The 22456-nt window shown below is 49.9% G+C and carries 19 protein-coding genes; 9 read left to right on the top strand and 10 right to left on the bottom strand.

The window, feature by feature from the left end:
- The first annotated feature begins 329 nt into the window (after nt 1-329).
- The 5 genes from JOY44_RS29065 to JOY44_RS29085 all read left to right on the top strand — a co-directional run bounded on the left by JOY44_RS29065 (nt 330) and on the right by JOY44_RS29085 (nt 7805).
- Nucleotides 330-554 carry a hypothetical protein gene (locus JOY44_RS29065; RefSeq protein ID WP_171576908.1) on the top strand — a complete coding sequence of 75 codons (225 nt, stop codon included), beginning with the start codon at nt 330-332 and terminating at the stop codon, nt 552-554.
- A 371-nt stretch (nt 555-925) separates the two neighbouring features.
- A complete protein-coding gene (locus tag JOY44_RS29070; RefSeq protein ID WP_203032220.1) occupies nt 926-1126 on the top strand; it encodes a hypothetical protein in 201 nt (66 codons plus the stop codon).
- 15 nt (nt 1127-1141) lie between these two features.
- A complete protein-coding gene (locus JOY44_RS29075) occupies nt 1142-2587 on the top strand; it encodes an NHLP bacteriocin system secretion protein (protein ID WP_171576909.1) in 1446 nt (481 codons plus the stop codon).
- The gene (locus JOY44_RS29080) at nt 2574-4829 is read left to right on the top strand and encodes an NHLP family bacteriocin export ABC transporter peptidase/permease/ATPase subunit (protein WP_171576910.1); all 2256 of its coding nucleotides are present in this window, start codon (nt 2574-2576) and stop codon (nt 4827-4829) included. The genes JOY44_RS29075 and JOY44_RS29080 overlap by 14 nt, the downstream gene beginning before the upstream one ends.
- Before the next feature lie 69 nt (nt 4830-4898).
- The gene (locus tag JOY44_RS29085) at nt 4899-7805 is read left to right on the top strand and encodes an NHLP bacteriocin export ABC transporter permease/ATPase subunit (protein ID WP_171576911.1); all 2907 of its coding nucleotides are present in this window, start codon (nt 4899-4901) and stop codon (nt 7803-7805) included.
- A 272-nt stretch (nt 7806-8077) separates the two neighbouring features.
- On the opposite strand, the gene JOY44_RS29090 is transcribed toward JOY44_RS29085, so the two are convergent.
- Both JOY44_RS29090 and JOY44_RS29095 read right to left on the bottom strand, forming a co-directional pair.
- A complete protein-coding gene (locus tag JOY44_RS29090) occupies nt 8078-8587 on the bottom strand; it encodes an SH3 domain-containing protein (RefSeq protein ID WP_203032221.1) in 510 nt (169 codons plus the stop codon).
- Nucleotides 8588-8760: 173 nt separating this feature from the next.
- Nucleotides 8761-8901: a hypothetical protein gene (locus JOY44_RS29095; protein ID WP_171576876.1), complete on the bottom strand. Its 141-nt coding sequence runs from the start codon at nt 8899-8901 to the stop codon at nt 8761-8763.
- 437 nt (nt 8902-9338) lie between these two features.
- Here JOY44_RS29095 and JOY44_RS29100 point away from each other — a divergent pair, with 437 nt between their 5' ends.
- Both JOY44_RS29100 and JOY44_RS29105 read left to right on the top strand, forming a co-directional pair.
- Complete coding sequence (locus JOY44_RS29100; protein ID WP_242541748.1) at nt 9339-10478, top strand: IS701 family transposase; 1140 nt, start codon at nt 9339-9341, stop codon at nt 10476-10478.
- Entirely contained in the window at nt 10460-10780 is a 321-nt protein-coding gene (locus JOY44_RS29105; RefSeq protein WP_171571987.1) for a hypothetical protein, read from the top strand. The genes JOY44_RS29100 and JOY44_RS29105 overlap by 19 nt, the downstream gene beginning before the upstream one ends.
- A 416-nt stretch (nt 10781-11196) precedes the next feature.
- Here the strand turns inward: JOY44_RS29105 and JOY44_RS29110 are convergent, their stop codons facing one another.
- Nucleotides 11197-11934 (bottom strand): hypothetical protein, encoded by a 738-nt coding sequence (locus tag JOY44_RS29110; protein WP_197985791.1) that lies wholly within the window; start codon nt 11932-11934, stop codon nt 11197-11199.
- A protein-coding gene (locus JOY44_RS29115) for an IS5 family transposase (protein WP_415881148.1) occupies nt 11912-12741 on the bottom strand; the annotation gives its coding sequence in 2 pieces (ribosomal slippage) (nt 11912-12351 and nt 12351-12741; 831 coding nt in all). Before JOY44_RS29115 ends, JOY44_RS29110 begins: the two co-directional genes overlap by 23 nt.
- Before the next feature lie 101 nt (nt 12742-12842).
- Between JOY44_RS29115 and JOY44_RS29120 the strand changes: the two genes are divergently transcribed.
- Together JOY44_RS29120 and JOY44_RS29125 are read left to right on the top strand one after the other, a co-directional pair.
- A complete protein-coding gene (locus tag JOY44_RS29120; RefSeq protein WP_171571961.1) occupies nt 12843-13022 on the top strand; it encodes a hypothetical protein in 180 nt (59 codons plus the stop codon).
- Nucleotides 13022-14350, top strand: coding sequence for an IS110 family transposase (locus JOY44_RS29125; protein ID WP_171571962.1), 1329 nt, complete (start codon nt 13022-13024; stop codon nt 14348-14350). Before JOY44_RS29120 ends, JOY44_RS29125 begins: the two co-directional genes overlap by 1 nt.
- 85 nt (nt 14351-14435) lie before the next feature.
- On the opposite strand, the gene JOY44_RS29130 is transcribed toward JOY44_RS29125, so the two are convergent.
- The 6 genes from JOY44_RS29130 to JOY44_RS29155 all read right to left on the bottom strand — a co-directional run bounded on the left by JOY44_RS29130 (nt 14436) and on the right by JOY44_RS29155 (nt 22436).
- Nucleotides 14436-14762: a hypothetical protein gene (locus tag JOY44_RS29130; protein WP_171571963.1), complete on the bottom strand. Its 327-nt coding sequence runs from the start codon at nt 14760-14762 to the stop codon at nt 14436-14438.
- Between the two features lie 1022 nt (nt 14763-15784).
- The gene (dnaN, locus tag JOY44_RS29135) at nt 15785-16951 is read right to left on the bottom strand and encodes a DNA polymerase III subunit beta (RefSeq protein ID WP_171571966.1); all 1167 of its coding nucleotides are present in this window, start codon (nt 16949-16951) and stop codon (nt 15785-15787) included.
- Between the two features lie 570 nt (nt 16952-17521).
- Entirely contained in the window at nt 17522-18943 is a 1422-nt protein-coding gene (gene dnaA / locus JOY44_RS29140; RefSeq protein ID WP_242541700.1) for a chromosomal replication initiator protein DnaA, read from the bottom strand.
- A gap of 417 nt (nt 18944-19360) precedes the next feature.
- Nucleotides 19361-19837 (bottom strand): ATP-binding protein, encoded by a 477-nt coding sequence (locus JOY44_RS29145; protein WP_171571968.1) that lies wholly within the window; start codon nt 19835-19837, stop codon nt 19361-19363.
- Nucleotides 19838-19840: 3 nt separating this feature from the next.
- A complete protein-coding gene (locus JOY44_RS29150; RefSeq protein WP_171571969.1) occupies nt 19841-21547 on the bottom strand; it encodes a SpoIIE family protein phosphatase in 1707 nt (568 codons plus the stop codon).
- Between the two features lie 199 nt (nt 21548-21746).
- Complete coding sequence (locus JOY44_RS29155; protein ID WP_171571970.1) at nt 21747-22436, bottom strand: chromophore lyase CpcT/CpeT; 690 nt, start codon at nt 22434-22436, stop codon at nt 21747-21749.
- Nucleotides 22437-22456 lie beyond the last annotated feature (20 nt).

Raw genomic sequence — 22456 nt, forward strand, 5'->3', positions numbered from 1 at the left:
ATAGCTAACTGTTTAAACCTCTAATTTTTCAAGAAGTTAGAGATAGTATCTCAAGTGGGAAAAGCCTATATTAGTCATCTCGAAAGTAGACGTTGAGTTTTCACTTAACGTCTATTTTTATGCTCAAAAATTCTTGATTCCTCAATCATTTCATTTAAAACAAAAACTTGATTTTCATCTAAATATTGTTCATTGTTATCTCGTTTCCGATTATTTATAGTTGTAGTATCAAGAATAAAAAAGGAATTAAAAACCTTGTTTCTTGAGGTCTGGGGGAGAGCAATCTCTATCAGAAGTAAGCAAATCCATCATTTTAAGGAGAAACGAAAATGGAAATGATCAAATCAGTACGTCTAGCAAATGTTGAAGTTGAAGCATTGGATGAGTTAAGCGCCGAGGAACTTAATATGGTTGCGGGCGGTTGCCCGCCTCAACCGCCTCAGCCGCCTCAAGTTGATGATAGAGATTTTATCGATTTGAAGGGATCAGTCTTTGACTTCCTCAATCCAGGATTCAGGATTGGAAGAGCTTCTGTCTCATTCAAGAAGAAATAGTTCTTCTACTTTCAATTACATAGGCTGGATCAAGGCGAAGAGCATAGTAGTAAATTACTTCTGATTTGCCTTGATTCAGTATCTCCAGAAAATAGCTTCCCTGTTTTTCACGACGTGGACCTGAACATAAACCTTTTTGGGTAGGGTCGCTTCTTAGATAAACCACTTTGGTCAATTCATCAAACGAGCTTAATCTTAGTAAGCTTTCTAGGTTGAGTTGAGATATAAGAAATACTTTAATAAGTCTTTGCTTATCTCAACTCAACTCTTCTTCAAAAGAGTGAAAAATTCTATCAAACAAAAATGAATAAGTAAAAACAATATTTCGTAGGATTGTTTTCTTAAATAATTTGACCAAGTTGGAGATAGGAATGCAGATTCAACGGCAATTAGATTATCGACTTTATAGCCTGGGCTGGCGGAGCGGTTTACATAGAAATATTTCCAAAATTCAACATTTATTGCTGAGTATTTTTTTGCTGTATCGTCGAGGGTTTGCAGAGGGTTCTCAATGTATTGAAGAATACCATCCTGGCAAGAAATTCTCCAAAAAGCTCAATGAAAGTAAGTAATTGAGGGTGATTGAAATGGTTACTCAAAAGCGGGATTTGTTTCGGAAGGAATCGTTGGAGCGGTTAGCGTCGCCGGAGCGGTTAGATCAATTGATGCAGGTGGTGAATCCGAAGAGTTGGTTGCCGTTAGCGTGTTTAGGTTCTTTAGTCGCAACTGCGCTGGTGTGGAGTGTGTATGGACGGATTCCAGTGACGATCGAAGGCCGAGGCGCGTTAGTTTACCCTAGCAAAGTGGTGTCTTTGCCAGCCAAAAGTGTAGGGCAATTGGTAGCGCTGAAGGTCAAGGTTGGGGATGTGGTGAAAAAGGGCGATGTGCTGGGAACGATCGACCAATCGGAACTACGAAAACAACTGCAACAACAGCGCACGAAGTTAACCGAATTGCAGTCTCAAGATCAGGCGGTGGTTTTTTTGCGGGGCGTGCGGAATACCGAAGAACGGCGATCGGTTCAGCAGCAACGTGAGTATCTCCAGCAACAGAAGCGGGACTTACAAGAATCCTCCTTAAAGATTAAACGTACCGATAGGGAGGCGATTGAGGAACAACGGCGGAGTTTGAAGCAAAAGTTACGCCAAACAGCGGCAATGGCTCCGATTCTGGCAGAGCGACTAACCGTGCGGCAACAACTCTATGCTGAACGGATTATTACCAACGATGTGTTGCTGGATGCTCAGATCAAAGATAAGGAAAACCGGGACGCGATCGCCGATCTCCAGGCGCAACTGAAACAACTGGATGCCAAAGAAACCGAGCAGGAAAAGAGCAACCGGGATAACTTTACTTCGATCATCGATGTAGAAGCGAAATTGAAAGAACTGAATAGCCGCGAGGCGACGCTGGCACAGCAAGATTTGGAAGCTTCCACTACGCGCACCAAAGAGATCCAGGAAGTCCAGCGCGAGATTGCCAAACTGGAACTGCAACTGGGCAACAGCAGCCAGATTATCAGCCAACATAACGGGCGGATTCTAGAAATTGCCGTGCATCCGGGACAAATGTTGGAGGCAAGCACCCGAATTGGCAACATCGACACCGAAATTAGCTCCAGTAACCTGGTTGGCATGACCTACTTCAGCATCAGTGATGGCAAAAAGATTCAACCCGGAATGACAATCCAGATCACGCCGCAAACGGTCAAACGTGAGCGGTTTGGCGGCATTGTCGGCACGGTTGCCAGCGTTTCCACCTTTCCGATTACCACAGAATCGGCTGCCAGCATTGTCGGCAATCCGGAAATGGTGAAAGGCTTGGTGGCTGACAAACAAGAAGGTGTGATTCAAGTGTTCGCCAAGTTGAAGCCCGACGCTGCCACCGCCAGCGGCTATCAGTGGTCATCCTCAAAAGGACCCAACCTGAAGATTTCATCGGGAACCACCACCACTGTTCGAGTCTCGGTGGAAGAGCGCGCTCCGATTACCTTTGTCTTACCTATTTTGAGGTCTACCAGTGGCTTCTTCTAACATTTCATCGCCACCTGCATCTCCCTTGCAGAGTTTGAAGCAGCGAGTTAAGGGTCAGCGAGTTAAAACTCCCACGCTGCTGCAAATGGAAGCTGTAGAGTGTGGTGCAGCCGCTCTAGGAATTATTTTGGGATACTACGATCGCATCGTGCCCCTACCCGAATTGCGGCAGGAATGTGGCGTTTCTCGCGATGGCAGTAAAGCTGCGAATATTTTGAAAGCGGCTCAAACCTATGGACTGCAAGCGAAGGGTTACAAGAAAGAGCTAGAGCACCTGCAAGCGTTGCGCCCGCCCTACATTGTGTTTTGGAACTTTAATCACTTCCTGGTGGTGGAAGGCTTTGGCAAGCAGCGAGTGTATCTGAACGACCCTGCCTCCGGACCGCGCACCGTTTCTCACGCAGAATTTGATGAAGGCTACACAGGCGTGGTGCTAGTGCTAGAACCCAGCACGGAGTTTGTTAAAGGGGGCCGCAAGCCCAGCATGACTTTAGCTCTATGGGAGCGATTACGCAGTTCTAAAGGGGCAGTTGCCTATTGTGTGCTAGCGGGATTTCTGCTGACTCTGATTGAACTAGTAGTGCCAGTGTTTAGTCAGATTTTTGTCGATGAAATTTTGATTGAAGGGCGGCAGCAATGGCTACGTCCATTAATTATTGGCATGGTAGTTGCAGCGATTCTCCAGGCACTGTTGACCTTATTTCAGTTGCGTTACCTGCGTCGATTAAAAATCAAGTTATCTGTGGGTATGTCCAGCCGTTTTCTCTGGCACATTTTGCGATTACCTGTGGGGTTTTATGCCCAACGATTTGCTGGGGAAATCAGCAACCGCACCACGTTGAATGATCAGGTGGCAGAGGTGCTTTCAGGAAAATTGGCGACAACCGCGATCGATGTCGTGATGGTCGTGTTCTATGTCCTAATCATGATTCAGTACGATTGGGTCTTGACCTCAACTGGAATCATCTTTGCTGCTATCAATATTTTCACCTTGCAGTGGCTTTCCCGCCGCCGTATTGACACGAATCAGCGTTTAATTCAGGAATACGGTAAAGTCTCTGGCACATCGATCTCTGCCCTCCAAGGTATTGAAACTCTAAAAGCATCCGGGCTAGAGTCAGATTTCTTTGCTCGCTGGGCAGGCTATTACACGAAGGCGATCAACTCCCAGCAAGAATTGGGCTTAAGCAACCAGACTTTTTCCGTGCTGCCAACCCTCCTCTCCGCCCTCTCCGCCATGCTCTTGCTAGTAGTTGGTGGCTTACGGGTGATGGATGGATACCTCAGCATCGGGATGCTGGTCGCGTTTCAAGGTTTGATGCAAAGCTTTCTCGCTCCCGTTAACAGCCTAGTGAGCTTTGGTAGCTCCTTGCAAGAACTCGAAGGAAATTTGGTGCGCCTCGACGACGTGTTGCGAAACCCAACAGACCCACAATTGAAGGCAGAAGGCAGGAGGCAAGAGGCAGAATCTGAAACTCAAAATTCAAAATTCAAAATTCAAAATCCTCGGCTCCAGGGTGCGATCGAGTTACGTCATCTCACCTTTGGCTATAGTCGGTTGGCGGCTCCACTGATTGAAGACTTGAACTTGCGGCTGAAACCGGGAGAGAGAGTCGCTCTCGTGGGTGGCAGTGGGTCTGGCAAGTCTACCGTCGCCAAGCTGGTGAGTGGACTATACGAACCCTGGTCCGGGGAGATTTACTTTGATGGTGAACCAAGGGCACAGATTCTGCGCCAGATCTTGACCAACTCTGTGGCGCTGGTGGAGCAAGATATTTCGATGTTTGGCGGCACGGTGCGAGAGAATCTGACGCTGTGGGATGCCACCGTACCAGAGAAACACATCATTCAAGCCTGTCAAGACGCGGCAATTCATGAGGTGATTCTGGCATTACCAGGGGGCTATGATGCCGAGTTGAGCGAGGGAGCCGTGAACCTGAGCGGTGGACAACGACAACGATTAGAGATTGCCAGAGCGTTGGTCAATAATCCCGCAATTTTAGTGATGGATGAAGCGACAAGCGCGTTGGATACGGAAACGGAGAAAATCATCGATCGCAATCTGCGTCAACGCGGCTGCACTTGCCTGATCGTGGCGCATCGCTTAAGCACCATCCGAGATTGCGATGAAATCATCGTATTTGACCGTGGCAAAGTTGTGCAACGTGGCACTCATGAAGAACTTTGGCAAGTTGATGGCGTGTACTCACGCTTGATTCGCACTGAAGGGGAATCACTTTAAGGTTTTTGGCATTGAGTGTTTGTGAATGACCTAATGACTAAAACCAATGATTAATAAGGGGAAACTAGTATGGTTATCCAACTTGATACAAAATCACAGGGGCAAGTATGCAAGTTTCGCGGCAATCAGCCGATGTTGCTGAATCAGCCAGAAACAATGTGGGTGATTCAATCTGGCGCTGTTGCCCTGTTTGCAGTCATGGTTGGAGATGGGATTGAAGGCACTCGGCACTATTTGTTTAGTGCAAGTTCTGGAGATGCACTATTTGGGACAACTCCCAGACCTGAGCCGCATCACTGCCAGATTTTAGCAGTGCCGATCGAAGAGACAGAATTGTTGCAAGTTCAGTCAGACGATTTGAGGCAACGGCTGGTTAGCAAGGATGAATCAACGATCACCCAAATCGACCACTGGGTGAACCAATTAGGTGCAGTGCCGTCTCAGGCACCTGTGCCAGTGATTCTTACCAAAGTGGCGGGTGCAGCACGAGTTTCATTGAGCCGCCAGCAAACGTTGCAACCCGCAGGGGATACTGTTATTTGGATGCAAATCCAGCAGGGTAGTGTGCGCTGGCTGGCGTCTGAGGCGTTGGTTCTTAGCCCAGCGACAGGGTTAGTACCGCTCAACGATCGCTTGTGGATTGAAGCTGTCGATGATGTGCAACTGGTGACGCAGCCAACAAGAGACATCCAAAACCTTGATGCACTACTGGCAGGGTTGTCTCAGTTGCAGACGTATGTGCTTTACGGCATCGATCGCTTGGAGCAGCAAGCAACGCAGGCGGAGTGGCGACGGCTTCAGGCACAGGAACGGCTGAATCAGCAGGTGATAAAGGAAGCTCTAGGCGAACTGGTATCCACTCTGGGGACTCCAGCCACAGACTTTTCTGCTGACGATTCGCCACTTTTGGCTGCAGCAGGGGCGATCGGCAAAGCGTTGGGGGTGAAGATCCATCCCCCGGCTGAATCGGAGGACTTTAAACGGATCAAAGAACCGCTAGAAGCCGTTATGCGGGCATCTAGAGTTAGAATGCGGCGGGTGCTGCTGCGGGACAACTGGTGGGAGAAGGATGGCGGAGCGATCGCCGCCTATACTCACGAGATGAATCAGTTGGTCGCACTATTACCCATCTCTGCCACTTGTTATCAATTGTTTAATCCGGTCGATCGCACCTACACTCCGGTCAATGCAGAAGTGGCGGCGACCCTGACTCCTGTTGCCTACATGTTCTATCGTCCCTTACCGGACAAGGCCCTCAAGACTCTGGAACTCCTGCGATTTGCGCTGAAGGGATGCGTGAAAGATCTGCTGGTCATCTTAGTGACTGGGATTGCGGCGACCCTGTTGGGGATGTTCACGCCGCAAGCAACCGCAATGTTGATCGACAATGCGATTCCCGATGCCGACCGAGGATTGTTGCTCCAAGTGGGACTGGGATTGTTGGTAGTTGCCCTAGGCACAGCCGCCTTTCGGATTGCTCAAGGACTTGCCATTTTACGAGTGGAAACTGTCTCGGATGCCGCAACCCAAGCGGCAGTCTGGGATCGGTTGCTGAATCTACCTGTCTCCTTTTTCCGCCAATACACCACAGGCGATCTGCAATCCCGTGTCACCTCCATCAGTCAAATTCGGCGGCAATTGAGCGGCACGACGGTGATCAATCTGGTGAGTGCACTGTTTGCCTTGCTCAACCTGGGGCTATTGTTTTACTACAGCGTCAAGTTGGCGTTGGTCGCGATCGCCGTTGCCCTAGTCGCGATCGCCGTCACCACCTTATCCGGTATCATGCTAATCCGCAAAATTCGCCCCTTGCTGGAATTGCAAGGTACCATTTTTGGACATACCGTCCAACTAATTAATGGCATTTCCAAATTGCGGGTGGCTGGAGCCGAAGAGCGAGCGTTCGCAACTTGGAGCAAGCACTACAGTCAGCAGGTAAAACTCAATCTCAGTACGCAACACCTGGAAGATTGGGTCGCTCTATTTAACACCCTACTGCCCACGCTGACCTCGGCAATCCTATTCTGGCTAACGATGCAACTGCTAGAAGAAGCGAAGACGGCTGGTACAGCCGGGCTGACGGTCGGCACATTCCTCGCCTTCAACTCAGCATTTGGCACGTTCATTGGCGGAGCCATGAATTTGAGTAATACCGCCACCAATCTGCTGCAAGTCATTCCGTTGGGAAAGCGCGCCCAGCCGATTTTAGCAGCCGTTCCTGAAGTAGACCTGAGCAAAACCGATCCGGGGCGGCTGACGGGCAAAATTAGCATCGATCATGTCACCTTTCGCTATCGGGACAGTGGAGCATTGACCCTGGACGATGTTAGCCTTCATGCGGAACCTGGAGAATTTATTGCTCTAGTGGGTGGATCGGGTAGCGGTAAATCAACGCTCTTCCGGCTACTGCTGGGTTTTGAGAGACCCGAATCGGGAATAATCGCCTACGACGGTCAAGACTTGGCGGGATTGAATGTGGAGGCGGTGCGGCGGCAATTAGGCGTGGTGCTGCAAGGTGGGCGATTGCTCTCAGGGTCAATTTTTGACAACATTGCCAGTGGGGCCCAAATTACCCTGGATGAAGCCTGGGAAGCCGCTCAGATGGCGGGGTTTGCAGAGGATATTGCGGCAATGCCGATGGAAATGCACACTGTCATTAGTGAAGGCGGCGGTAATCTCTCCGGCGGACAACGACAACGGCTCCTGATTGCCCGCGCCCTGGCATTGAAACCTCGCATTCTGCTATTTGACGAAGCCACCAGCGCGTTAGACAACCGCACCCAGGCGATCGTCAGCGATAGTTTAGACAGACTTCAAGTCACCCGGATTGTGATCGCCCATCGGCTCAGTACCATTCGCAACGCAGATCGGATCTATGTACTTCAAGCTGGTCGTATTCTACAGCAGGGCAAGTTTGAGGAACTAGCAAATCAAGCAGGGTTATTTGCTCAGTTGATGACTCGGCAAGCTGCGTGAAGTCATGTGGGGGTTGAGTTAAACTCAGCGGAGCAGTCACCCACTCCGCTGAGTTTAACTCAACCCCTAGATGCCTAACACCGTAGTACGATCGCCCCTCGCCATAGATTGGGCTAAACCCGCGAAACCTCACACTTCTGCTCTAGCGCGATCGCCCCTCGCCTTGCCATCAACAAATTGCCATAGCTGTTCCAAATTGTTTGTGAACAAAGAGAGTTGTGCAAGCCTTATCCTCGCGGGACAGTACTTTCACACACACCCAACTGATGCTACTAACGAACGCTGACCGTAAGACTATATTCTGCTGTTACCCCCCGCTTTTGCTCCTCAGGCACCAACCGCGCGCGCACTCGGTAGTCTCCACTTTGGCGTAACACAGATGACCAGTTGCGGCTGCCTGTGTAAAGGGTGCTGCCATTGGGGGCAAACACTTGTAGCTGTAAAAAGGAGCTGGTGCCGACTGTGCTCAGGTTGAGCGTTTGACCAGCTCTAGCATTCACCAGATAGTCGCGAGACTGAGCACCTTGCACCTTACCCCCTACAGTAGCGGCTGACGTACCGGGCGCAAACGCGATGCGTTGAGTCGAGGAGCCCCCATAGTTGCCACCGACCCTTAGCAAGTCGGCTCGAATCCAACCCCGTGCACCGGAATTAGGAAACTCGACAAAGTACCAACGGTAGCCATCTGGGGCATTGGTCTGGTTGAGAATGTTGACACGATCGCCGCCCAACCCATAGTGCCGCACAGGAGCGCTTGTAGAAGGCGTTGCGCGTATGTTCACACGACCAGCCCCCTGAATTGTCCCTGTGTCTGTCAACCCAGGCAGCGCTGTAATAAGTGAGATGATAAGGGCTGTCACCCATGCTGAACCGTACTTAAACTTCATCACAATATAGTCGCCGAAAAAGTGCTCAGCCTATCTAAGCTCAGAATCGCTCAATCGGCTCATGTTTTTCAAGGTTGATGATGCTCATACCAGTGACGGGCGCTGTCAATCCGGCGTCTGAGCCAAACGCGATCTGCGGTTTCAAAATCCAAGGCAACAAAGGTCGTCATGATGCAGTCTCCAGCATGAGCCGTTAAGGGGTATGCCACCGTTTCTGTCAATTAAGTACCACATCGGCTGAAGCCGTTTCTTGATGGAAGTTTCAGACTGAGATCTTGCCTATTTTAGACACAGTTGATGAACAGAAACATTTGCCAGGGAAGGATGGCGGGGCTTGATTGATAACTTTTGCTCATCTTCTTTCTAGTGGTTGACTCATTGCGAAACGAGCAATGAGTCATCCACAGAATCGACATCGTAGGTGGGTCAACAGGTCAGGATTACGCTTGTAGCATGGGATTTTCTGTACTATACTACAGTTGTAGATGTTGAATTTATGATTGTATTTCGCCTAGAATCAGCGTCAAACCAGTGTTCTAGGTGATGCGTGATGACTCTCGCCCTTGCCCAAATCGACCTCAGTGAAGCCGAGGTCGAGTCAAATCTGAAACAGCTTGAGACTTGGGCCAGCGACCTCGATGCCCTCATGATTCGGCTGGCCCCGCGCTTCAAACGCGCAGAGCTGCGAGAGCGCGCGAAAGAGTATGTGCAAGGATTGCTCAGTGCAGCTGAGCGGAAGAATAGCTGGCAAATCGCAGAACAACTGGGCAAGCCCACACCGTATGGGATGCAACATCTCCTCGGTCGAGCCCAGTGGAATGCCGATTTAGTGAGAGACGACGTGCAAGCCTATGTGAATGAAGCGTTGGGCGATCGAGAAGCGGTGTTTGTGCTCGATGAAACAGGCTTTCTCAAAAAAGGCGACCACTCAGCTGGGGTGCAACCGCAGTACAGTGGCACCGGCAATGGGATTGAAAACTGTCAGGTCGGCGTCTTTCTCGGCTATGCCGCCGCCGATGGCTACACGTTGATTGATCGAACACTGTATCTACCGCAACGTTGGCTGGATGAGCCAGAGCGATGTGCTCAAGCTGGCATTCCGCCAGAGGCCGCCTTTGCGACCAAGCCGATGCTGGCACAACGCCTGTTAGAACGGGCGTTTGCGGCGGGACTGCCAGGCCGTTGGGTGACTGGGGATGAAGTCTACGGGCGCGATGCCCGCTTGCGGCAATGGTTAGAAGCACGGCATCAAGCGTATGTCCTGACCACTTGGTCAAAAGAGAACGTTGGGCGCGATGCCCTATCGATGCGCATCGAGGAACTCGCCATGAGTTGGCCCGCTGAAGAATGGCACCGGCTCAGTTGTGGGACGGGCACGAAGGGAGAACGCTACTTTGACTGGACTTGTATGCCGATTAACAGTCCCAAAGGGTGCGATTGGCAGCACTGGGCACTCGTCCGACGGGGCATCGAACACCCAGAAGACTGGGCTTATTATCTGGTGTTTGCGCCGCCTGGAACGTCTTTGCAGACGATGGTGCAGGTTGCCGGTCGGCGCTGGACGATCGAGGTTTGTTTCGAGAGTGCCAAAGGGGAAGTCGGGCTGGATGAGTATGAAGTGCGTTCATGGAATGGCTGGTATCGCCATATGACGTTAGCGCTACTGGCCCACGCTTTCTTAACGGTGACGCGAGCGCAGGCGGCTAAAAAAGGGCTTTCAACGGTGACTGCTGCCCAGTACCGCCCTCCGGTGCAGCCGTCGCAGGCATGGGCCGTGTGCCCTTGAGTGTGGCTGAACTGCGTCACTTGCTATGGCGCTTAGCTTGGCAGCCTCCATTGAGTCCTCGACAGCTGTTGCATTGGTCCTCATGGCGACGACGGCATCAAGCGATTGCCCAGTTCTACCACTTCAAGCGTCGAGCGTTAGCCATGCGGTGGCGAAAACTGCTAATGGTTCATTCCGTAGAGGTGCCTCCAGAATGCACAGTCGCAGACATCGCTGATCGACTGTCTGTAAAAATGGTCTTCGCGTTGCCCTTGCTTTGGCTAGCCACCGCTGCATCGAGCAATAGTAGTGGCAGACAATGAAGCTGATTTCAGCACTGTGCAAGCTCTTGTGGAAGCGAGTGGTTGAGTGCTTGCCGGTCAAGCAACTAGCCAAGAAGATGAGACAGGGGTGTCACCGTTGCCCTATCTTGGTTGAGCGCGCGTTTCCGGTCGGACTAACCGAGGCGACAGTCTCACGAGTTTAGGGCGTTGTAGCGGACTGTGAAGGATTGGGTTAGTTCGATTTTAGCCCTGCTGACTTTTGAGACGTTGAATCTTTATATGAGACGGCCTCGGAGATGAGGATCTACAACTGTAGTAACTACTTGAGGCCCGTTTTAGTCCAATCAGGCTGTGATACGCGGCTGAAGCCAATGAGTAGAACTTATAAAACCCGCCTGTTGCTCCATGTCCCAATTAATCTGCTAGAAATTTGTGCAAAGCTAAGCAACTGAACATCACCGAAAAAAGGGTGGTAGTTCTAAACAAAGTTGCTGAACTGGTGGGGAAAGGGTTGGCTCTGCCAGGTTGGAAACCGTGAGTCCTAGTAATCGAACTCTGCGAGATCGATCCAAGTGTTCCTCCAACAATGAGATCGCCCGATTGCAAAGCATCTGTTGATCCTTAAACAGCACATCTATTGTTTGGGCACGAGTAATCTGCTGATAGTCAGCGTATTTAATCTTCAGAGTCAACGTGTAGCCATACCGCTGGTGTTTTTCCATGCGAGTCACCACTTCTGCTGCCAGCTTTTCCAAAGCAGCGACCATCGGTTCAATGGCCTCCAAGTCTGCGGCAAACGACTGCTCTGCCCCAATCGGCTTGCGAGCCCGGTTAGGGTTGACTGGGCGATCATCTACGCTTCTCGCGACTCGATAGTAATACCTACCCGCTTTGCCAAAGTGAGTGACCAAATCTGCCTCTGCCCATTGCTTCAAGTCCGCTCCCGTCTGAATTCCCAGATTTTGCATCTTTTGTGCCGTCGCGGCCCCCACTCCGTAGAACTTTGCAACGGGGAGGTTAGCCACAAAGGCTGCTGCCGCTTCGGGAGCAATCAGGTATAGCCCATCCGGTTTATCTAACCCAGAGGCAATCTTGGATAGAAACTTATTGATGGACACTCCGGCGGATGCGGTCAGTCCGGTTTCTTGTTGAATAGAACTCTTGCGTGAATCAAGAAGAGAGCGAAAGTTCACAGTTGATGATCGCCGCAATCAGGTTGAAGCGCAACCCGAAGCGCTTGCGTCGATTTCGATACCGTTCAGCGAGAATCCGAAAAATCTTGAGCTTCCGATTCACATGCTCAGCGACCACTCGTAATCGGGCTAGAGTGCGGTTGTGCTGCCGCTCGGCTTTGCTCAGTTTGCCTTTACGGGGCTTTTTGGTTGGAGTGCAACTACAGGGATGTAGCTTTGCCATACCCTGATAGCCTCTGTCCGCTAAACACAACTGCTCCGGCAGCATCGGCAGGCGATGGAGCTTGAACAAGCGAAAGTCATGGACTTGCCCTTTGCCAAAGGCTGTGCAGATAATCTGTCCAGTCGCTTGATTGACTACCACTTGAGCTTTTAGGGTATGCCGCTTTTTCTTGCCGCTGTAGTAGCCTCGCTGTTTTTTTGGGGACGCTCAATGGGGCTTTCAGTCACATCCACTGCCACTACGCTCCAAGTACTGGCATTCTGGTAGAGTTGCTTTTTGCCGGGTAGCCGAAACTGGTCTGAATTGGTCAATAATCCTTCCACCTTTTGAATCAATCGACATACGGCTGACTCGCTCATCCCCCACGTGGTGGCGATATGAAACTGTGTCCGGTATTCTCGCCAGTATTCAAGTACGACCAACAATTGGTCTTCTACGCTTAATTTGCACTGTCCACCCCGTTTTCCCCTGCGGTCAAGATCGGGACGCAATATTGCTACCATCTGCTCAAACGTTTCAAGGTGAACCCCACATCGACGTTTGAAAGCTCCGGGTTTAAGTTGGCTAAGTTGCTCGTAGGTCATAATATCCTCCTCCTTGACCTAGTTCTAGCTGCTTACATACATTCACGCAAGAGACATCATGAGCGATTGCTCACACCCTGGGATGAAAGTGGTAACGTCAGATGAACTGGTTTAGAGGTCGAATTGGAACTAGTGCCAATCAGCCTGAGCAGGAGACTGACCGTACCCGCCCTTGGGACACCCATTTGTGCATTTCGCCGACTGCGAGACAGCACGCAAAGCAGGATCAATTAACGACATGGCGGGTGAACCAGCTTAACCCTAATCAAGGAGAAGCCTGATGCAAGTCACCCATGAGCGCTGCGCTGGAATTGATGTTCACAAAAAGACGGTCGTGGTCTGTTGCTTAAGTTTGGATATGAATGGGAAACCGCAGCGCGAAACCCGCACCTACGGTACGACCATCCGCGAGTTGTTAAATCTGTGCGACTGGCTATCGAGTAGCGAGATCACGCACATTGCCATGGAAAGTACAGGGGAATATTGGAAACCCGTGTACAACGTATTGGAGAGCAGCTTTGAGGTGATAGTCGTGAACTCGCATCACTTCAAGCAAGTACCTGGACGCAAAACCGATGTCAAAGATGCCGAGTGGTTAGCCGAGCTACTGAGCTATGGACTCGTCCGTGGCAGTTTTATTCCACCCCTGCCCCAACGTGATTTGCGCGACTTGACCCGCCAGCGCACGACGCTGATTCGCGAACGCGCGAGTGTCATCAATCGCCTGCAAAAAGTGTTGGAATGGGCAAATCTGAAGCTGGCATCGGTGGTCAGTGACATCGGGGGAGTCTCGTCGCGCGCCATACTCAAAGCACTGGTGGCAGGAGTTGAAGACCCAGAAGCCCTCGCTGAACTTGCCAGAGGACGCATGCGATCCAAGCAAGCCGAACTGATTGCAGCGCTCTCGGGTCGAGTGCGGGACCATCATCGGTTCTTGATCCAAATGCATCTCGACCATCTAGAGTTTCTCGACCGCCAGCTCAAACCGTTTGACGCGCGAATCGAGCAGTTGATTGAGCAGCACATGCCTCCGGTCGAAGTCCTCGTTCCGGCGGCTGAATCCAAGCCTCAGACAGATTCTTCCTCTGACCTGCCGTTGGCGTGGCAGCAAGCGATGCCGTTGCTCGACAGCATTCCGGGAATCGCCCGTCACAGTGCTCAACTGCTGCTGGCAGAAATCGGGAGTGATATGCGACGCTTTCCCAGCGCCGCGCATCTGTGTAAGTGGGCTGGGGTTTGTCCGGGCAATCATGAGAGTGCGGGCAAACAATACTCTGGCAAAACTCCACCCGCAAATCGCTGGTTGCGAAGCATCTTGGTACAAATGGCAAATGCTGCTGTGCGCTGCAAAGCCTCCCATTTTGCTACGGTCTATCGCCGACTTGCGTCCCGTCGGGGACACAAACGCGCCATTGTTGCCGTCGCCCACCGCCTGTTGATTGCGGTCTATCACATCCTCAAACAACACCAACCCTACCGCGACTACCGCACTACCGATTCGGGGCAACGCACCCAACACCAACTGCTCCAAACCTTGCAGCACCGGATAGAGCGGTTGGGATATCAGGTTCAATTAACGCCCCTTACCGCCCCTCAACCACCGAGCTAGTCCTCTATTTTCAAAGCAGGTCTAATGAGGATAGTTCGTGATTCATCATACCCAAATAGGGAAGCAGCTGAAAATTCAGATGTCCTTACTCTTCAAAACTTTCAAGCGGGTATAGAGTTATAGGCTCAGCAAAAGGCATCCATTGGTCGTTCGCTGCCAAAACTTTGATTCCGCTTTCGCTTCTTGTACTAGCAATAACTAATCCTTTTGCCCTTGCTAATGGAAACCACTCATTAAACGATCTGAGATCGTTTGTCTTGTCAGTCTGGGAAAAGTTGTTGTTGGGCTGCCATCGCTCCTCGACCGCTCGCCTCAGCCATCCGGCAGGATTTTTGATTGCACCAGCAGTCATCACTTCTTTCAGGGCTTCCAGAGCAGATAACACCGTTGCTTGTGGGGCAGCCTCAATCACCTTGTTCAGCGTTGAGTTCAGTTTGATATTAAGGTTTGAAATCTCCGATTGAATCTGGTTGGCTCTGTTTTCTAGGGCAACGGCAGTTCGCTCAGGTAAGTCGATGACATTGTTGGGGTGAGCGGTAATAATTCATTTGCCTCTTCAGCTCAATATTCTCTTTCCTAAGAGCCTCGGTCGCTTCTCGCAACCTCTCAACCTGTTCATCAGCGTAGACCGCGATCTGCCCAAGATTTCTTCAATGTGCTGTTGTAATCCCTGGTTAGTCACCCGGAGCTTTTTGACCTCCTGAAGCAGCATCTTCACCTTGGCGGCATTGAACGCATCCGAGGCCTTTTGACTTGGTGGCACACCTTTCTTGGGAGTCTGCTGATTGCGAAGGAACTGAATCCGTTGTTGAACATCAGGTTCCTTATTGAGCCAAGCCCTTGATACCCCCGAAACTTCAGCTACAGTCGAAAAGTGGTAGTGCCCTAAAGGTAATGATGCCTGCAATGAAGACTGAACAGACGTTGCAGGCATACAGCTAACAGTTTTATGCCTTAAGTCTATAGGCTGATTTTGAGTCGAAAGTGCGCCAGCCTGAGCCGTAGTCAGTGTTCTCGCTTCCATATTGCGCGGGAACTTCAACCCCTTGCGGCAAGTGATGATCCATAGATTCAAGACTGGCAGGGGCTTTCAGCTATCATCACATCTTTAGGACTACCGTTTAAAGTTGTATTGGGAGAACGTTCTAGGTTCTCCAAGTACCTCACATAACGGGTGATAGGTTTAATCGGCTGGTAGTCATCATCGAGTACTAACCAACTTACCCTACCATCCGGCAACTTAATGCGTTGAGGCTTCATACCGCAAAATAATAAACTCGTACTATTCTACAACACTATTCATCCTCGAATAAAAAACATCGATGTACTTTGAGTACATCGAGTACGTTAAAGGCAAGCAGGATTATTGTGTGTAAACAACGAACATACCAATCCTGTTTTGTTATTGTTGTTTACTTTGTAGACACTCAATCATCAGGATCTTACTTGAACTGGCATAACGAGGTAGGTCATCTTTAAGCCGCCGAGGGGAGTGAGGATAGCGGGGCTAGTGGGGGTGTTGAACTGAAGCTGGATTTCGGTCGTGTTGAGAGCTTTTAAGCCGTCGAGCAGGTACTTGACGTTGAAGGCGATCGCCATATCTTCGCCCGTAATTTGAGCCGGGATGGTTTCTTCACCACTGCCCACATCCGGTGCATCCACCGACAGCGACATTGCCTGATTAGTCGTATCCACACTCAGCTTAACGATGTTGTTCTTCTGGTCTGCCAAGACTGCGATGCGCTCCAAAGAACTAAGAAACAGGCGGCGATCAATGGTGGTCTGGTGAGTAAATTGACGTGGAATGAGTTGGCGATAGTTGGGATATTGCCCTTCCAACAGACGACTGGTGAGGCGTTGATCCACCCATTCAAAAATCACCTGATTGCGATCGAGCTTCACTGCAACCGAACTGCCCGTTTGTCGCTCCAGCATTTTGGCAAGCTCTTGCAACGCCTTTGCCGGAATCGTCACATCCAGTGCTGTGGCATCTTCTGAAGTGCTATCTTTTGCGCCATTGCCGTTATCATCTACATTGGTCGTTTGCACTACCGACAAGCGATGTCCATCCGTAGCAGCAAACTCTAACTCTTCCGCCGCTAAAGTCAGGTGAACACCGGTGAGCACCTGCTTCGTTTCATCGGCGCTGGCGGCAAATAGTGCGCCTCTCAACCCGTCTAGCATGGCTTCTGAGGGGAGGTGCAAGCTCTCGCCATCGGTGACTGTGGGCAATTCAGGAAACTCTTCGGCGCTCATACCGCGCACCTGATAGCGCCCAGAGGAACACGTGAGGGTGGTGAGAAAGCTAGCATCGTCATCAGAGCTACTTTCTAGGATAATATCGCCTTCTGGCAAGCGAGACACGATGTCGGTGAGCAGTTTGGCTGGCAGCGTCAGTTTCCCTTCGGCTTCAACCGTTGCAGCAAAACTGGTTTGAATGCCGAGGCTCAGGTCAAATGCACTGAGGCTGACTTGCTGGGTTTCTGCGTTGGCAACAAGCAGCACGTTGGCTAAAACTGGATGCGTGGGGCGAGTGGAAACAGCGCGGCTAACTAAAGAAAGGCTTGTGCTGAGGCTGTTTTGGGTGCAGACCAGTTTCATTTGGGGGCGCTCTGAAGTCTTTGTCTGGAGATCCTACCACTGTTGCCTGAAACGATCCACCTGAGCCTGTTTTGAGATTTTTTGCCGTTAACGAGATCGATCCGGACTTAAGAAAAACTTATTTAAATAGTAGTAGTAGAGGCTGTGGAAACTGTGGAAAAGATCGTCAGATCAAACTGGGATAGGAATCTAACACTTTTTTGCTTGTGGATAACTTGTGGAAAAAAACAGGTCATTTCCACACAGTATTTATACTTAGTGTGTCTTTCCACGATCGCTAGATCGTTATAAACTGATTTTCCCCAGACTTATCCACAGAAATTGACAGTTTTTCCACAGGTGATCTCAGGATTTACAAATGTTTACATTCTTTAAACGCAAAAATTTACTGACCTGATTTACTCGAATTTAGGAGAAGCTAAATTATTTAAACACATAAATTTGGTTTTCTGGGGAAAACTCTATTTTTTCCCCAGATAAGTCAACCTGATCAATGAGCAAAATAATCCCTAGCAAAAAATAGTCTGAAATCCATTGGTTTCAGACTACTGAATTAAAAATAGAAGTTTTTTAGGATTTATTGCGGGATTGACTTGCTTGATTGATGCGATCGCTTAACTGACGAAGCGTCTGCGCCATTGATGTGTCATTTTCCTTCAGTTGGGCAATCTTGTCGCAGCTATACATCACGGTTGTATGGTCTTTGCCGCCAAACACTTCCCCAATTTTGGGCAGGCTCAACCCGGTGTGGTGGCGCATGAGATACATGCCAATCTGTCGTGCTGTGCTCACTTCCCGCCGCCGAGAATGACCTTTCAACTCCTCAATCGGCACATTGAAGTTTTCTGCAATGATGGTCATTACTTCCGAGGGAGACGCTTCCACTTGTTCCACCGGCGGGTTCAGCACGGGCGAAATATTGGCTACTGTCATGGGTAACCCAGAGATGGAAATATAAGCGACCGCCCGAATCAGCGCTCCTTCTAACTCTCGGATGTTGGAGGTGTAGCTGGAGGCGATATATTCAATCACATCGCGCGGCAAACGCATGTTTTCATACTCAGCTTTCTTTTGCAAAATTGCCATTCTGGTTTCTAAGTCGGGCGATTGAATGTCGGCAATCAATCCCATGGAAAACCGAGAGCAAAGCCGTTCTTGTAGCCGGGGAATCTGATTGGGGGGACGATCGGATGCCAGCACAACCTGTTTTCCTGCCTCATGCAAGGTATTAAACGTGTGAAAAAACTCTTCTTGGGTGTACTCTTTGCCTTCAATGAACTGGATATCATCGACTAGCAGCACATCTGCCGCACGATAGTGCTCCCGAAAGCTCTGCATACTGTCGCGTCTGATGGCAGTAATCAAGTCGTTGGTGAATTGCTCTGTGGACACATAAAAAACCCGCGAACTCCGGCAAATTTCCAAACGGTAGTGCCCGATCGCCTGCATCAAATGGGTTTTGCCTAATCCAACGCCACCACACAAAAACAGCGGATTAAATTCTCGACCGGGCGATTCTGCTACTGCCAGCGATGCAGCATGAGCCATGCGGTTATTCGACCCAACGACCAAACGAGAGAAGATATATTTTGAATTGAGATCGCTAGAACGGGGGCGATCAGCTGGCTCAGGCAAAACGGTCACAGTAGGAATCTCCATCGGGCTAGTCAGATTGGCAGCGTTGGGTTCCATCGGCAATGCCCAGAAGAAATCTGAATCCACTGGGTTGCCCTCATCATCACAGGCAACCGTCATTTGAATTTCGATCGGGCGCTCCAATATTTCTTGAACCACCTCTGTCAGTGTTTTGAGGTAATACTTCTGCAACCACTTTCGGGCAAAAGGATTCGGCGTTCGCAAAACGAGTCGTTCCTCGGTCAACTCTTCTACGATCGCCGTTTTAATCCATGCCTCAAACGTCGGGCGACTCAGCAAAAGCTGAAGGCGGTCTAGGGCTTCTGCCCAAAAATTTTCAATTGCCGTTGCTTCCACAACTGACCTCATGTTCTAGCGGACGGTAGGGAGAATAGAAAGCTGCATTTGAGGAGAACGGTCAATAGTTCCCTAAATCATTCCTGCTGACTCGCAAATTTGGGAGCCATGCGCTTTTGAAAGTCACCTCAACATAAGAAAAAACGCTATAGGCAGCGTTTAAACATTTTGAAGGCGCTACATCTAAAGTAGCAAACATAAAATTATGGCAAGGTGGAGGCGGATACCAAATGCCAGAAAATCCCTTTAACTGGACGACAGCTAAAGTAGTCTACAGCACCCACCCCATGAAAAGCAGGTAACTCCAAAGATATTTAAAGATTGACAAACCAGGAATATTTGTGCCGAGGCGATCGCCAATTCAGCCTTTCTTCGCCCACTGCACTTCGTATTTTGTACGCTGCACCCCGATTCGCTCTATCCTTCTTTGCCTGTAAAAGTCGGTGCCGCTTCAGCCTTCTCTACGGGCGCAGGTTTGGCTTCGGGAATGCTTGCTTCTAGTTTCAAACAGTTTTTTCCATTTACCTGCAACCGATATTCCACCCGATCCATTAGCCGATTTAAAATCAACCAGCCATAGCCACTCTCCTGTTTTGCTTCTGGAGTAGGAGGAAGATAGGTAGACAAGTCAAACCCTTGTCCATGATCCCAAATCTCTAGAGCAATATCCCGATCTTGGAGTTCCAAACGAATTAAAACGGGCAAGTTGGGCTGATCTTTGTGAGCGTGGCGCACCACGTTGGAATAGGCTTCTACCAGCACTAAACGTAAACGGTTGGATTGTCTGGGCCAATCTACATGGTCGCCTAGCTCAACCTCTAAACTGCCTAGCAGCCAATTCTCGACGATGCTTAAAAACTGTAGATCGCTGGGGATGTGAAGTTCAGTTCTCATTCGCTACAGAACCTCCAAAGAGAGAATAGTTTGGTCGTCTTCTTGTATATCATTGTGCGATCGAATCCGGGCAAGCAAGTCTTTCAGATCCAAGGATGATTGATCTTGAATCAATAATTGCCATAACCCGGTTTGTTGCAGCATGGCAGTGGCTTGATTGCTGCCATTAACTTGATTGGTACCATTAATCGGTTCCGCATTGTGGATGGTTGCTTCAGTAATGCCATCACTGGTAAGCAAAAGAATCTCGCCGGGGTTAAGGTCAATGCTACCAGCAGCAGCTTTCCAATGCGGCAAGATGCCAAGGGGCACACCTCGCACTTTCAGATAATTCGGTTCGATTGTCACGGGTTGTCCTTGAGCGAGATGGGCTGAAACTGCTTCTCTAGACCAGACTAAGGGGTAAATGTGTCCGGCATTCGCATAGATCAGCTTGTGAGTGGATGGGGTGTAGCAGACTAACACCATGGTAATGAAACAGTTGGTGCTGACTAAATCTTCAGACAAGCTGCGATTTAAGTTTTGCATCACAATATGAGGCTCTGGCGGCATTTCTTGAGAAAGTTCTCGCCGTAAGACAGAAATTGCGCTTGCCATGAACAGGGCAGCAGGAACGCCTTTTCCAGAAACATCTCCTACTGCTAACCAAACATCGCCTTGAGGATGGGCATAAACCTCAAAAAAGTCTCCGCCAACCTCCCGTGCCGGATAGCAACATGCTTGAACTTTCATCCCCTTCAATTCGGGTAAAGTTTGCCGCAGCAGGTTGCCCTGAATTTGACGGGCAACTTCTAACTCTGCCCGCATTTGCTCGGCTTGCGTTTGCGTTTGCAGGTAAAGCTTCGCTTGAGAAATGGCAAGGGCAGCTTGTTCGGCAACTTCTTGAATAAGGGTAATGTCTTCGCTAGACCAAGGTGCAGCATCCAGTTCCCGATGCATGGCAAAGATAGCGAGGAAATCTTGCTGATAGGTGATGGGAACAACTAAGCGGTGCGGGCTACCTGTGATTTTATCGGTCTGAATTTGGCGTGTACTAAGGACATTTTGAATCAAGAGATCATCTGTGGACAAGGATTGTTGCGCGGGATTGCTGTTGTCTGCGTTGACGATCGCGGAGTGATAAAAAACCTCGGTCGTCAGGCGATCGCCTTCTATAGGCTGTAAAATGCACTCACTCGCATTAAACGTTTGTACTAGAGTCGCTGCGATGGTTTGCAGCATACTGTCATAATTGAGCGATTCACGAATGGCTGTAGTTACAGCATTAAACAGCGACTCTCGACGCAGCGCCCGCCTGAGTTCGTTGGTGCGTTGTTTGACGATGCGGTAGGTTTCCCCTGCCTGCTGGATTACAACCTTAAGTTGGTCGGGCACCCACGGCTTGGTGATGTACTTAAACACCTTCCCGGCGTTAATGGCTTCCACTAAATCTTCAACATCCGTGTAGCCCGTTAACACAATCCGAATCGTATCGGGAAAGTGATCAACTGTTTTGCTGAGAAACTCAGTTCCTAGCATTTCTGGCATTCGTTGGTCGGAGATGATGATTGCCATCTCGCCCTGTTCATCTAAAATCTTCAGCGCCTCGATCGCGCTTTCTGCCTTGACGACTTCAAAATCTCGCCGAAAAGTCCGGTACAACAGCGCCAGGTTATCTGGTTCGTCATCAACGACCATCAATTTCAGCTTGCCATCGATTTCCTCAGCCATGTGATACCCCAACCTTGTACACCATGGCAAATTGCAGTCTCATGCGCCATTATGCCCCTTGCTTGTCTAACTCAAAATACCCCAGATGACAATCAACCTAACAGGCAGGAATGATTTGGGGAGGAAAGGGAATAAGAGCAGGAAAAAGGGAATAAGAGCAGGAGAAAGGGAATAGGGATTGAGAAAAGATGCACAGACTTTATTGGCGACGGAAGTGGTAGGCTTCGGTTTTTGCGCCCCAAACTTGTTTGCCTTGAGCATCGAAGCCGCGATCCCAAGTATTCATGCTGGCAGGAGCGAGTTCGATGTGGTTAGTGATACGAACGGCTCCTCGTACTTTGGCGGGACAGCCATCGACCGGCGTGTTGCCCATGTAGCCCGTGCCGACCTGTTTGAGGAAGACGTTGCAAACAGGAGTGCCCAGATCGCTAAGGTTGACAGTTCGCTCTATGCTGTCTGATGTGCGATCGCACAATCCAGCCCAGCGAGTTGGGTCAGTGGGCTTAAAAGAGCGCGATCGCACACTTTGGCTAAGGGAACTGGGCGAAATTTCCAAAAATCGCTGACGATATGGTTTGTCAAGCGACGTAGACATTGCCTGTTCTTGATATAAAAAAATGGACTGCGGTTCAGCCTGAGCGACTAACCCGATCCGGCAGGTTGTCATTTGTACGTTGGGCGCTTTAGGATTGGCGATCGCTTGGGCTGAGGTATCCATTTTGCCTACTAGCAATGCAGCGACTTCTTCGGCTTGCTGTTCTAACGTGCTAGAAGTTTTAATAATCGGCTCTGCGATGGCAATGGTGGGATGGAGGAGATACGCGATCGCGATCGTCCCACTCACTGTCGTGGGGAGTTTGCTTATAAAATTTTGCAGAGAAAACGCCATGGAGGAATCCTAGCGCATCT

It is taken from the genome of Leptolyngbya sp. Cla-17 (assembly GCF_016807185.1).
Taxonomy (GTDB): Bacteria; Cyanobacteriota; Cyanobacteriia; order Leptolyngbyales; family Leptolyngbyaceae; genus ULC077BIN1.